Source organism: Acinetobacter sp. 129952 (assembly GCF_056642055.1).
On sequence record NZ_JBWVSU010000008.1, the window covers coordinates 45,744 to 59,386 of the forward strand.

Consider the following 13,643-nt stretch of genomic DNA (forward strand, 5'->3'; position numbering starts at 1 on the left):
TTTAAAGCGTAATACGTTGACAGCTGATGCGAAAGCATGCGCCCTGTTCTTGTTGTATATAGTTTAATTGTGCCTGATTTGCTTCACAAAAACTATGTGATAAATACAATCCTAATCCGGTACCACTAATCGATGTGCTAAAAAAGGGTTTGAACAATAGCGCTTGATCATGTACGGCTACGCCAGAGCCAAAATCCCGTACATCAATCCAGACCCGATGTTCATAAGGATGCACATTCAGCTGAATATAGGCTGCATCTGCTGAATTGTGACGAATGGCATTACGAATCAGATTAATCAGGATTTGCCGGAATTGTGCTTCATCAAACTGAATCACTAGCGGGATATCAATATTAAATTGAATCTGATCGCGAATATCGGCCAGATCTTCCTGGATAAATAACGGGATAAATTCATTGAGATGAATCGGTATCGGGTGGGTTTCTTTATTTTTGACCATATTCAGCGTGTCCTGAATAATCCGGTCAATCCGGGTCGCCTGTCGGCCAATCATCTGCTGGAGTAGCTGTTGCTGTTCAGTTTCTGAGTCCAGATACAAATCATTGGCCTGCACAATGGCCGCCAAGGGGTTACGAATTTCATGGGCAATACTGGCTGAGAGTTGACCCAGTGCAGCAAGTTTAAGTTGCTGCACCTGCTGATTCAGTTTTTTGGCATCCTGTAACACCAGTAGCATTAGAGTCTGATGCGGCACAATCAGTTTTTGCACCTGCACATGAATATTATAGCGACTTTGATGGGATTCAAACTGAAAGCGCTCACCATTTTCTAGCGTTTCAAAATGGATCAGTTCAAATAAATCTGGCTGTGATTGAGATAAAGTAAATTTCTCATGGCCGTATTTGGACTCAATTCCAAGAAGATTACAGGCGGCAGGATTACTGAGTACCACATGATAGTTTTCATCCAGAACCAGATAACCGGTTTCAATCTGTTCCAGAATATAGCGGTTAATATTCTGTAAGCGATGCAGTTCCAGCGATTGAGAAAAATTCAAATTTTCCAGAATCTGAAAACGGCGCACGGCAATTTGTCCAGTGCCATAAACCACAAAAAACAAAAAGGCCAGCAGGGCGCTATTACTGATATTGCTGAGTGAAGAAAACGCAAAAATACTGCCGATAAAATGCTGATAAATAACACTAATGACTGCAATGAGGGTGACGACCAAGGCCTTTTTTGCATCTAATAATAAAGATGCAGAAAAGATAGTAATCACAAACAGCAGCCCAATTTGCAGATTAGGACCGTCGCTCGCCAAAGTCAGCAAACTTAAAACGCAGACATCGCTAAAGAAAATCATAATCAGCTGCGGCTGGATCAGGCGTCTGATCCATTTCAGCACAAACAGCTGTACGGTATTGATCGCAACCCCGATTCCCAGTGCATAATAATACAGCTGCGGGTATTGATAATCGGTGGTGAGTTCGGGGTAGGTCAGCAGAAAAATCAGTAACAAACCGGTGCTGATCAGCAGACGATAAGCGCTGTACCAGATACCGAGATGGTATTGATTCAGTTCAGCATAGTTTTTTTGTTGTGCCATATGCACCGGAAATCGTTAAAAGCTAAGGTTTAATGAGTCCATAGCGCATGGCCAGATGAGTCAGTTTAACATCGCTATCGATATTCAGTTTTTCAAAAATACGGTAACGATAAGTATTCACGGTTTTAACACTCACAAAGAGCTTGTCGGCAATTTCCTGGGCGCTGATACAATTCACGACCATCATCGCGACTTGCATTTCACGTTCTGACAATGCATCAAAAGGCGATTGTTGTGTATCAGAAAGGTAAGAGCTTGCTAACTGTTCCGCAATGTCTGCACTGAAATATTTGCCGCCTTGCATGACTTTGTTAATCGCACGGACCATTTCCGAAATCGGGGCCCCTTTGGTGATATAACCTTTGGCACCGGCTTTCAATAACAGGGACGGATAAGGCTCTTCTGCCAGACCGCTGACCGCTAGAACTTTGGTTTCCGGCGCACTCTGAAGTAGACGGCGCGTGGTTTCTACGCCGCCAATGCCCGGCATATTTACATCTAACAAAACTACATTAGGATGATGTTGACGAACCAGAGAGATCGCTTCTTCACCAGATTCAGCTTGTCCAATTACCTGAACCTCCGCATGGTCTTCTAGCATTCTGCAAATTCCAGTACGAACTAATTCATGGTCGTCCACAACTAAAACTGTGATCACCTACGCTCTCCCTCTGTTAAAAAAATCATTTTTTTGTTACATAAAGCAAAATAAGCTTGCAATGAAAGTACAAAATTAGCAATCCTATTCGCAAGATTAAATCTGAAACTTATCACACAGTGTCAAGAACAAAAAATGTTCGGCATTGTGTTTAAATGTAAGGCATATTAGAGGTAATACGCAAATCAATCTTACCTCTGTTAGTTGAGTGAAGGAATAGTGAAGAAAATAAACAAGTCTTTAAGGCATCTACTCGGCCTGTCCGTGTTAATCAGCATGAGCACGACAAGTTTTGCTGAAATCATTATGAATTCTGGCACGGCAGAGGGCGGTTCCAGCATTAGTTGGTCTTCTGAAGAAGTTAACCAGTTAATGAGCGATGATTTTAATGCGTCAGCCAATGAGCCTTCGCCACCCGGGTCTGCAACAGTGATCACCACTTTGCGTCAGGCCGGCACAGCAGCGCCAGCAGTAATCAAACCTGCTTATACTGCGCCGCAGATTATTGATACCAATCATTTTAGTAATCAACCTTCTGTCAATGCACGGGCTGCACTGGTCATGGATGCGCAAACCGGTGAAGTGCTGTTTAGCAAAAATACCAATACTGCCTATCCGATTGCATCGATTACCAAGCTGATGACAGCGGTGGTGATTTCTGATGCACGTCTGAATATGTCGGAAAAAATCACCCTGCAACAGGCTGATTTTTCCTGTTCAGGCTGTAAAAGCTCAAGCTCGACTTTAAGAGCAGGGGACAGCATGAACCGTGCTGAAGCTTTACTGTTTGCTCTGATGAAGTCCGAGAATCCGGCTGCAGCCGCTTTGGCACGGACCTATCCCGGTGGTCGATCAGCGTTTATTGCCAAAATGAATGCAAAAGCTAAAGAGCTGGGAATGAACTCCACTCGCTTTATGGAATCAACAGGTTTGCATCCGGGTAACGTGGCATCAGCTCGTGACTTGGGAATCTTGGTAAATACGGCCTCTCAATACGGCCTGATTCGTCAGTTCTCGACCACGCCAAGCTATGACTTTAACTTGGGTTATCGTGTATTGAAATCGAATAATACCAATGCCTTGGTACGTAATGGCGGATGGAATATCAATATTTCTAAAACCGGTTTTATTAATGAAGCAGGGCGCTGTGTGGTGATGCACACCACTCTGAATAACCGTCCTGTGGCAGTGGTACTTTTAGGTGCAAACAGCTCACAGGCGCGTACCAATGATGCGACCCGTTTAATGAGTTGGGTTAGCCAGCAACCTAAACGAATCTAATTGATTGGTTCATAAAAAAAAACCCTGCACTTGCAGGGTTTTTTTAATTCTGGCCGAAATTACATATTCGACAGAATAGAGTCTTTAACTTGAGTCATGGTCGCATCAATCGACAGCATCACAGCATCAGCACATTGCTTGATGGCAGTGTCTGGATCTTTCAGACCGTTACCCGTTACGGTACATACGATCACTGAACCTTCAGCAATTTTACCCGCTTTAATATCACGGATCGCACCGCCGACAGACGCAGCAGACGCAGGCTCTACGAATACACCTTCATACATAGAAAGCAGACGTTGAGCTTCAAGAATTTCCGCATCAGTCAGTTCATCAAACCAGCCGTTTGAATCACGAACAACCGCTTTAGCATGATTGAAGCTTTGCGGATTGCCGATACGAATCGCAGTTGCAACAGTTTCCGGGTTTTCTACTGGACCGCCACGAAGGAACGGTGCAGCACCAGAGGCTTGGTAACCTGCCATGATTGGCAAACCTGCCGGTTTAGGACCAGTGAAAGCATCAGTTTCAGCATCGTAAACGACTTGCTCAAATTCTTCTTTCGACTGGTTAGCCACCGCTTCGGTATAACCCATCCAGTGTGCAGTGATGTTACCCGCGTTACCTACAGGCAGGCAGTGATAATCCGGTGCACGACCTAAAGCTTCAACGATTTCATAAGCAATGGTTTTTTGACCTTGCAGGCGGTATGGGTTGATTGAGTTTACAATCGTTACCGGTGCCTGATCGGCAACTTCTTTAACCAGACGCATACCGTCATCGAAGTTACCGCGAATTTGCATGGTGATCGCACCATACATCATCGCTTGAGCCATTTTACCCATGGCAATTTTGCCTTCAGGGATGAGCACGAATGCTTTGATGCCAGCACGCGCAGCATATGCCGCCGCCGCCGCAGAGGTGTTACCAGTAGATGCGCAGATGATGGCTTTAGAGCCTTCTTCAACGGCTTTGGTCACCGCCATAGTCATACCGCGGTCTTTAAATGAACCAGTCGGGTTTAAGCCCTCGTACTTCACATAAATTTCAACATCTTTACCAATAATGCGTGGAATATTCTCAAGCTTGATCAGTGGAGTATTACCTTCACCCAAAGAGATCGCACGAGTAGTTGCAGACACTGGTAAACGGTCGCGATAGCGGTCAACTAAACCAGTATAACGATTGGCATTCGACATGATGATGTTCCAATTGTGTGTAGAGCTTGGCAAGGGGAATGCTCCCCTCAACCCGATTAATTATCAAGCGATTCTAAACGAATTCGTACAATTTCGCCATGAATGACGGGTAATGCTTGAATTTGTGAAAGCGCTGCATCCATTTTTGATTCGACGATAGGATCAGTCAGAATCACGATAGGAATAAGGTCTTTGGATAAACGTGGTTGCTGCATGATCGCATCAATACTGATGCCGGCACGACTGAGAATCGTGGTCACATCGGCAAGCACGCCCATCTGATCTTCGGCATTAATACGGATGTAATAGCCGGTGGTCATTTGTTCACGACTCAAGATCGGTAAATCACTGAGCGCTTCAAAAGCCAGTTGCGGAATGGTGCCTGCGCCGTCTTCTGTGTAAATAATGTCACGGACAATATCAACCACATCGGCAACAACCGCAGAAGCCGTTGGTCCCGCACCCGCGCCAGCACCATAGTACAGTGTTGGGCCAACCGCATTCGCTTGTACCAGAACCGCATTTTTCACGCCGTTAACATTGGCAATCAGCTGGTCATCTGGAATCAGGGTCGGGTGTACACGGAGTTCAATCCCGGCATCAGTACGGCGTGCAATACCCAGGTGTTTAATCCGGAAACCGAGGTCTTCGGCATATTTCACGTCTTGTGCAGTGACTTTGCCAATGCCTTCAGTAAAGACTTTGTCAAACTGTAGCGGAATACCAAAGGCACATGAGGCCAGAATGGTGAGCTTGTGCGCAGCATCAATACCTTCCACATCAAAGGTCGGATCAGCTTCAGCATAACCCAGTTCTTGAGCCTCTTTCAGCACATCTTCAAAAGCACGGCCTTTTTCACGCATTTCACTGAGAATGAAGTTACCCGTACCGTTAATAATACCGGCCAGCCATTCAATCTTGTTGGCTGCCAGACCTTCACGAATCACTTTAATAATTGGAATGCCACCAGCCACTGCGGCTTCATAGGCAATCTGTACGGCATTGTCTTCAGCCGCTTTAAACAGTTCGTTGCCGTGTTCAGCCAAGAGTGCTTTGTTGGCCGTTACAATATGTTTGCCATGTTCCATGGCTTCCATAATAATTTCAAAAGCAGGATGAATTCCGCCCATGACTTCCACCACGACGTCTACATCAGGTTGACGTACGATGTCCATCAAGTCGGCACTTTGTTTGACCGATTCTGGCAGATCCAGATCAGGACGTGGACGACGGGTGCCTACATGGGTAATTTCAATTTCACGACCGGTGCGACGTTTGATCTCAGCAGCATTTTCTTTTAATAGTTTCAAGGCACCACCACCTACAGTACCAAGACCGAGGATTGCCAGACGAACTGGTTTCACGTCACACTCCAAATATAAACAGTTTTTTACAAGAGCCTAGATCATAGCTAAAAAACCCGCCTGACTCTAGGGTCATTTCAGAATATCTTTATCTATAAAATAAAGTTAAATAACGTATTAAAATGAGTTATTTAAGCCGATTCAATAATTCCGATGTAGACAGGTAACCGCCCAGATAAGTACCTTCTGAATTATAAATGGCAGGGGTGCCATTCACGCCCATATTCAGACCCATTTGATATTGATCTTGAACAGGATTTTCACATTTCTTTGCACTAATCTGTGCACCCGCAATCGCTTGGTCAAAGGCACTGCGACGGTCGGCACTGCACCAGATTGCTTCCATGGCCGGCATATGCTGTTCACCACGCGGCCAGGCGATATAACGCACTTCAATGCCTTTGGCATTCATCTCATCCATTTGTTCATGGAATTTATGGCAATACGGACAACTGACATCGGTAAACACATAGACCACATGCTTGGCTTTGCCTTTAGCTGGATAGACCAGCAAGTCTGCTGGCTTGAGTTCAGCAAAGAGTTTATTGTTGATGCCTGCCTGCAGGTTTTCGCTGACATTGTGTAGCTGTTTGTCGCCGAGACGGATCACATCGCCCTGAATCAGGTATTTACCGTCACTGGTGACATAGACCGCAGACATGCCTTCCAGACTCACCCAGTACAGGTTTGGAACTTCAGTGGCTTTAATGTCAGTAATTTTGGCACTGATGCCAGCAGTTTTGAAATGCTTTTCCAACGTAGACGCCAGACGCTGTTCTGCATTACGTTCGGTTAGGGTAGAGGCTTCGCCCGTCGCCGGTGCGCTTGCAGTCAACTCTTGCTTTTTATCGTTGTTAGTGGAATTGGAACACGCAGTCAGACCCAAACCAGCAGCAAGTGTGCAAGCCATAAAAATTTTTGAGCGGGCAAATGTCATAAAAAACCCTTTTCTTCTTGGATTAAAAACAGAGTATTAGCATAACAAAAAAAAATACCCACACGTCAAACTTCTCAGTTTATTCCATCCGGATATGTTTTAAGCACGTGGATGATGGGTGGCATGCAGCTGTTGCATCCGTACCTGTGCCACATGGGTATAAATCTGGGTGGTAGACAGATCACTATGCCCGAGCAACATCTGCACTACGCGTAAGTCTGCGCCATGATTGAGTAAATGTGTCGCAAAGGCATGACGTAAGGTATGCGGTGACAGTTCGGACTGAATGCCGGCCTGCAGCGCATAACGCTTAATCGCATACCAGAAATTCTGTCGGCTCATGATGCCGCCATGCTGGGTCAGAAACAGATAATCGGTCGAAGTCTTATACAGTTGCGGACGGGCTTCGTTCAGATATTTTTCTACCCATTCACAAGCCATTTGTCCCATCGGAACCAGGCGTTCTTTATTGCCCTTACCGACGATACGTAAATACCCCTGTTTTAAGTTGATCAGTTCCAGACGTAAGTTAATCAGTTCGGTCACCCGGAGTCCGCAGGCATACAGCACTTCAAACATGGCGCGATCGCGCAGCCCTAATGTCGTGTTGATATCCGGAGCATGAATCAGGGCTTCGACATCAGCTTCGGAGAGATCTTTGGGTAAGGCCCGGCCCAGTTTCGGGGTTTTATGTGCAGCCACCGGATTGTCACTACGAAGTTTCTGCTCACGCAGAAATTTATAAAATGAGCGCAAGGCAGATAGGCAGCGGGCAATCGAACGTGGACTTTTTTGCTGTTTGGTCAGCGCAATCAGTACATCAGAAATATCATCATGATTCCATTCCGGTAGAGGCTTGCTCAGGCATTCTGCACATTGCACCAGATCGGACAAATAGGCATTGCGGGTATGCGGGCTGACCGTTTGCGCAATCAGATAATCACGAAAACCCTGTAAATAACTGAACGCATCAGGAATCTGGACAGGGGCAGGAATACGGGGTTTTTTATTCAGCATAGGGTGAAAGGATCTGATCTGAAAAAGCGATAATCGGGATTGGTATTCTCCACTGTAGTTTAATTTTATGACAGTGTCGATGTGGTATAAGGCTAAATCGAAATGTAATTAATCTTATTTGTTAATTATTCTCATTTGTTTGTATACTGTACAAAATAGTTTAGGAATTTCACGGTGCGTTTGTCTGATTTAAAAGCAAAACAAATTGCCATCATTCGAAAAGTGAGTCGAACAACTGATGGTGAAAGTGCTCTACACGATGTTGTCGCGAGTCGTTTGGAAACTTTAGGCTTTGTACCAGGTACACAGGTACAAGTCATTACTAAAGGTATTTTTGGTGGAGATCCCATTTTGATTCAAGTTGGATTCACACGTTTTGCTTTGCGTAAATCAGAAGCAGCCAAAATTGAAATCGAACAGGCGGTGTCGGCATGAGTGATACATTACGTATTGCCCTTGTCGGTAACCCTAACTGCGGTAAAACTTCATTATTCAACCATTTAACCGGAACGCGCCAAAAAGTCGGTAACTATGCGGGTGTCACGGTTGAACGTAAAGTCGGTACGTTTCAGCTTGCCTCAGGCAAAGCGGTACGGGTACTGGATTTGCCGGGAACTTATAGTCTGGATGCGACCAGTCCGGATGAAGAAATCACCCGCAACGTCGTACAAGGTAAAATTGCGGAAGAGCAGGAGCAGGATGCATTTTTGTGTGTGGTAGATGCCACCAATCTGAAACTGCATTTGGGTCTGGTGCTGGAAATGATTCAGCTGGGTCGTCCGGTGCTGGTTGTGCTGAACATGATGGATGAAGCACGCCGTCGTGGCATGCAGATCAATACCCAGAAGCTGTCTGAGCGACTGGGCGTACCTGTGGTAGAAACGGTGGCTGTGCGCAATTCAGGGATTGAAAACCTGAAAAATGCGTTGGATCAAGGCAAGTATTCTGTACCACAGACTGAGCTCAGCGGCTTGAAAGGTGACAGTCACCAGCGCGTGGAAAACATTCTGAATGACGTGGTCAATTTCGTCGATCAGGAAGATAAACGTACCGATTTCCTCGATAAGATTTTTCTGCATCCGGTACTGGGCTTAATTAGTCTGGCCGTGATGATGTTCGTGATTTTCCAGGCGGTATTTGCCTGGGCTGCGCCGTTTATGGATGGGATTGAATCCTTCTTCGGCTGGTTGGGTGAGTTCCTCGGCGAATATATTTCGCATCCCTTGCTGAATAGTTTGGTGGTAGATGGGATTATTGCCGGTGCAGGCGGAGTAGTCGTATTCCTGCCACAAATTCTGATTTTGTTCTTCTTTATTCTGGTACTGGAAGAATCGGGTTATTTACCGCGTGCAGCATTCTTGCTCGATAAACTGATGTTTAAAGCCGGTTTGTCAGGACGTGCCTTTATTCCGTTATTGTCCAGCTTTGCCTGTGCCATTCCCGGCATTATGGCATCGCGGACCATTAGTGATCCACGAGATCGTTTAACCACGATTTTTGTTGCACCTTTAATGACCTGTTCGGCGCGTTTGCCGGTTTATGCCTTGCTGATTGCGGCATTTGTACCCGCACAAACTGTCTGGGGCTTCCTGAATCTGCAAGGTCTGGTGCTCTTCGGTCTTTATATGGCAGGTATCGTAAGTGCCTTGCTGGTGTCTTTTGTGTTGAAATTCTTCCACAAAGATAAATCACAGCACATGCTGCTGATGGAACTGCCAAGCTACCGTTTTCCGGACTTGAAGAACGTTTGGATCGGCTTATTGGATCGCGGCAAAATCTTCTTGAAACGTGTCGGCGGCATCATCTTCGCCTTATCGATTGTGCTGTGGTTCCTGTGTACGTTCCCGCAGCCACCAGAAGGTGCAACCCTGCCGGCCATTGATTATTCATTGGCAGGGATGCTCGGTCATCTGATGCAACCGATCTTTGCACCCCTCGGTTTTAACTGGCAGATCTGTATTGCCCTGATTCCGGCGATGGCAGCGCGTGAAGTGGTCGTTGCAGCACTGGGCACAGTCTATGCGATGTCGGCAGTTGATGAAGATGCGATGTCTGAAGGTCTGGCTGCGCTGATCAGCGGTGGAGGTGATCTGGGCTGGTCAGTGGCGACAGGTTTGTCTTTGCTGGTGTGGTTTATTTATGCCCCACACTGTCTGGCGACCCTGGCAACGGTGAAACGTGAAACGGGTTCCTGGAAAACTGTCAGTATCATGACCATTTACCTGTTTGGTCTGGCATATTTCATGTCATTCCTGACTTATCAAATTGCTTCATATTATTTGGGCTAAATCTCAGTTTGGCCTTGGCCAATTGAGTGTGCTGCATTGTATATGTATGGGAGATTGAGATGATTGAAATTTTCATTGTGGCAGCACTGGTGCTTTGGAGCATGCTGGTCGTATTCAAAAAGGTGTTTCCGAACACCTCTAACTCAGTCTTCCAGAAGCTGTCTGATGCCTGTGCAGCCAAGGGCTGGAAGCGTCTGGCCAAATGGCTGCAACCGGGTATGGCTGCAGGCTGTGGTGGCAACTGTGCCTGTCCGGTTTCAGAAAAAAGTTCAGAAGAAAAGCCAGCCCAACAAGCGGTGAAATGGAAATAATTTCCTTTTCTGGCTGAATTTTAAAAACCGTCATGATCATGACGGTTTTTTTACGCATGGACACAAAAAAATGTGCAGAAAAGCCAATCAGAAAAGGCATTCAAAACAGCAAAGTGCTACCATTTCGTCAGTTTCAAAATAGACCAAAATATGGGGCGAAAATGTTAATACAACGTGGTGGGTTAAAAGTCGTTGCAGGACTCGGAATATCAGGTGTTGCAGCAGTCAATTTCTTGCATAGTCAGGGCTACCGCGTTGCAGTAACAGATTCTAGAGCTAACCCGCCCGGACATGACCAGATACCCGCTGAGGTTCAGACCAGTTTTGGTCAGTTTGATGCCGAGCTGTTGCTGTCTGCAGAAGAAATCGTGATCAGCCCGGGGCTTGATCCTAAACTTCCTGAAATTCAGGCAGCGATTAACAAGGGTATTCCGGTGGTCAGTGAAATCCAGATTTTACGCCGTGCTACGGATAAGCCTATTGTGGCGATTACCGGTTCTAATGCCAAAAGTACCGTGACTACCTTGATTGGTTTAATGGCAGCAGATGCAGGTAAAAAAGTCGCTGTCGGTGGTAACTTAGGCCGTCCTGCGCTAGACCTGACTAAAGACGATCCTGAGCTGTATATACTCGAGCTGTCCAGTTTTCAGCTGGAAACCACCTCAAATCTGGCAGCTGAAGTCGCGGTGGTGTTGAACATGAGTGAAGATCATCTAGATCGTCATGGCGATATGATGGGTTATCACACGGCGAAACACCGGATTTTCCAAGGTGTGAAAAAAGTCGTCTATAACCGTGATGACTCTTTGACCCGTCCTCTGGTGCCAGACGTAACACCGATGCAAAGCTTTGGTCTAAATGCACCGGATATGAACCAGTACGGTATTCTCAAGGATACTGATGGCAGTATCTGGCTGGCGCGTGGTCGTGAGCGTCTGCTGAAAAGTACCGAGATGTATATGCAGGGCACGCATAATGTTGCCAATGCCTTGGCCTGTCTGGCGCTGGGTGAGGCGATTGGTCTGCCACTAGAAAGCATGCTGAATACTTTAAAGACGTTTAAAGGTCTGGAACATCGCTGTGAATTCGTCAAGGAAGTACAGGGCGTACGCTATTATAACGACTCCAAAGGTACCAATATCGGCGCAACCTTGGCAGCACTGGATGGTCTAGGGATGGCGATTGAAGCCCAGGGTGGTAAGGTCGCGATTATTCTTGGTGGACAAGGTAAGGGTCAGGATTTTAAGGCCTTACGTGAATCATTAAGCAAATATGCCAAAGTAGCGGTATTGATCGGTGAAGATCGTCCCGTCATTGAAGCAGCGATTGCGGGCACGACTGAACTGATCCATGCGGACAGCCTGCAGCAGGCGGTAGAAATCTGCCAAAAGCACACCCAGGCACATGATGTCGTGCTATTGTCTCCTGCATGCGCAAGTTTTGATATGTTCTCGGGTTATCCTGAGCGTGGTCGTAAGTTTGTTGCGTATGTGAATGAACTCAATTAAGAATAACAAGGATTCGTGATATGGCTGGGTTTGCTCAGACTACGATCAATAAATTAAATCAATTTTATACGCAGTGGGTACCCAGAATACCTGCTGAAGTGAATCCACGGAATGTACTGATTTTCTGTGTATTGGCTTTGCTCTGTATTGGTTCGATCATGGTGGCATCAGCCTCGATGCCTTATGCAGAACGGATGCATGAAAATCCGTTTCATTATATTAGCCGGCACGGAATTTCGATTTTTGTTGCTGCCGTAGCAGCTTTTCTGGCTTATAAAATCCCCTTAAAAGTCTGGTTTAATAACACCTTCTTTTTGTGGATTATTACCATCGTACTTTTGGTGGCCGTGCTGTTTGTCGGGACGGAAGTCAATGGTTCCAAACGCTGGATTCGGATCGCAGGCTTTACCTTACAGGCTTCGGAAGTCGCCAAAGTGATGATGGCAATTTTTACTGCAGACTACGTGGTGCGCCGTGCGGAAGAAGTACGGAATAATATCAAGGGTCTGGTGCGTTTAAGTGCCATTATGGGTGCTACCGTCGGTTTGATTATTCTCGAGCCTGACTTGGGGGCAACCGTGGTAATTACCTTAACCATGCTTGGCGTCTTCTTTCTGGCGGGTGCGCCGTGGATTCAGTTCGGTGTAGCCTTCATGACCCTGGTCGGCGCCTTTGCTGCCGCGATTCTGTTGGAACCGTATCGTCTGCAACGTCTGCTGTCTTTTTCGAATCCTTGGGAAGATCCGCTAGGCACCGGTTATCAGCTCTCCAATGCCCTGATGGCCTTTGGCCGTGGTGAATGGGCAGGGGTAGGCTTGGGGCATAGTATCCAGAAAATGTCTTATTTGCCTGAAGCGCATACCGATTTCATGCTGGCAATTTTGGGTGAGGAATTTGGCTTTTTGGGTATTTCGACCATCCTGATCTTGTCCTTTACCATGCTGGTCTGTTGTATCCGTATCGGGCATCGTGCCTTGCAGCATCAATATCTGCGTGCCGGATATCTGGCCTATGGCATCAGTATCATTTTCCTGTTACAGATTCTGGTGAATGCCGGCATGAATATGGGCATGTTGCCGACCAAGGGTTTGACTCTGCCATTTATTAGTTATGGCGGTTCATCCCTGATTATCTGTGCAGTCATGATCAGTCTGATTCTGAAAATTGATTCGACCACGCGTCAGGTCAATCCAAGCCGCGAAGAATCAAGCTTCTAGATTGGAGTTTCGTCCTGGCTCTGGCTGAGCATGGTCCAGTACCGTGCTCGGCATTGCGGTTCCACAATTGGAACAGGTCACAAAAGCAGTTTTAGGCTTGGAAAGTGGAATCAAAGGAATAAAAAATAAAGAAAAATAATTGCGCTGTTGTTTCAGTTCATAGCCCGAACGAGTACGGCAGACCGGACACAGAAACTGGCTTTTCTCAATCGTTTTGGTTTTAGGGCCGACGCCAAAAATAAAAAACATACTCTTCTTCCTATCAATTTTTTATTCTAGAAGTCTAGCTTAAGTGA

General features: G+C 46.2%; 13 protein-coding genes. 6 read left to right on the plus strand and 7 right to left on the minus strand.

Going from position 1 to position 13,643, the window contains the following annotated elements:
* Position 1: 1 nt before the first annotated feature.
* Entirely contained in the window at positions 2-1,567 is a 1,566-nt protein-coding gene (locus tag AC1IR0_RS10295; protein WP_253102035.1) for a sensor histidine kinase, read from the minus strand.
* A gap of 22 nt (positions 1,568-1,589) precedes the next feature.
* Complete coding sequence (gene gacA, locus AC1IR0_RS10300) at positions 1,590-2,225, minus strand: response regulator transcription factor GacA (RefSeq protein ID WP_005108454.1); 636 nt, start codon at positions 2,223-2,225, stop codon at positions 1,590-1,592.
* Between the two features lie 219 nt (positions 2,226-2,444).
* On the opposite strand from gacA, the gene AC1IR0_RS10305 reads away from it, so the two are divergent.
* Positions 2,445-3,506 (plus strand): serine hydrolase, encoded by a 1,062-nt coding sequence (locus AC1IR0_RS10305; protein ID WP_005108455.1) that lies wholly within the window; start codon positions 2,445-2,447, stop codon positions 3,504-3,506.
* Positions 3,507-3,565: 59 nt separating this feature from the next.
* Here the strand turns inward: AC1IR0_RS10305 and thrC are convergent, their stop codons facing one another.
* The 4 genes from thrC to xerD form a co-directional block, all read right to left on the minus strand.
* Positions 3,566-4,705 carry a threonine synthase gene (gene thrC / locus AC1IR0_RS10310; protein WP_005248423.1) on the minus strand — a complete coding sequence of 380 codons (1,140 nt, stop codon included), beginning with the start codon at positions 4,703-4,705 and terminating at the stop codon, positions 3,566-3,568.
* A 56-nt stretch (positions 4,706-4,761) separates the two neighbouring features.
* Positions 4,762-6,069: a homoserine dehydrogenase gene (locus tag AC1IR0_RS10315; RefSeq protein ID WP_253102038.1), complete on the minus strand. Its 1,308-nt coding sequence runs from the start codon at positions 6,067-6,069 to the stop codon at positions 4,762-4,764.
* A gap of 127 nt (positions 6,070-6,196) precedes the next feature.
* Complete coding sequence (locus tag AC1IR0_RS10320) at positions 6,197-7,006, minus strand: DsbC family protein (RefSeq protein ID WP_114541464.1); 810 nt, start codon at positions 7,004-7,006, stop codon at positions 6,197-6,199.
* A gap of 99 nt (positions 7,007-7,105) precedes the next feature.
* Complete coding sequence (xerD, locus tag AC1IR0_RS10325; RefSeq protein WP_479741379.1) at positions 7,106-8,023, minus strand: site-specific tyrosine recombinase XerD; 918 nt, start codon at positions 8,021-8,023, stop codon at positions 7,106-7,108.
* A gap of 174 nt (positions 8,024-8,197) precedes the next feature.
* Here xerD and AC1IR0_RS10330 point away from each other — a divergent pair, with 174 nt between their 5' ends.
* The 5 genes from AC1IR0_RS10330 to ftsW all read left to right on the plus strand — a co-directional run bounded on the left by AC1IR0_RS10330 (position 8,198) and on the right by ftsW (position 13,347).
* A complete protein-coding gene (locus AC1IR0_RS10330) occupies positions 8,198-8,458 on the plus strand; it encodes a FeoA family protein (protein ID WP_005248420.1) in 261 nt (86 codons plus the stop codon).
* Entirely contained in the window at positions 8,455-10,311 is a 1,857-nt protein-coding gene (feoB, locus tag AC1IR0_RS10335) for a ferrous iron transporter B (RefSeq protein WP_409665576.1), read from the plus strand. Before AC1IR0_RS10330 ends, feoB begins: the two co-directional genes overlap by 4 nt.
* A 59-nt stretch (positions 10,312-10,370) precedes the next feature.
* The gene (locus AC1IR0_RS10340) at positions 10,371-10,622 is read left to right on the plus strand and encodes a DUF6587 family protein (RefSeq protein ID WP_005249694.1); all 252 of its coding nucleotides are present in this window, start codon (positions 10,371-10,373) and stop codon (positions 10,620-10,622) included.
* Between the two features lie 161 nt (positions 10,623-10,783).
* A complete protein-coding gene (murD, locus tag AC1IR0_RS10345; RefSeq protein WP_247143100.1) occupies positions 10,784-12,130 on the plus strand; it encodes a UDP-N-acetylmuramoyl-L-alanine--D-glutamate ligase in 1,347 nt (448 codons plus the stop codon).
* A gap of 20 nt (positions 12,131-12,150) precedes the next feature.
* The gene (gene ftsW / locus AC1IR0_RS10350; protein WP_153566388.1) at positions 12,151-13,347 is read left to right on the plus strand and encodes a putative lipid II flippase FtsW; all 1,197 of its coding nucleotides are present in this window, start codon (positions 12,151-12,153) and stop codon (positions 13,345-13,347) included.
* On the opposite strand, the gene AC1IR0_RS10355 is transcribed toward ftsW, so the two are convergent.
* Positions 13,336-13,596, minus strand: a complete 261-nt coding sequence (locus AC1IR0_RS10355) for a zinc ribbon domain-containing protein (RefSeq protein ID WP_071851147.1) — start codon at positions 13,594-13,596, stop codon at positions 13,336-13,338. The genes ftsW and AC1IR0_RS10355 overlap by 12 nt on opposite strands.
* Between the last annotated feature and the right edge of the window lie 47 nt (positions 13,597-13,643).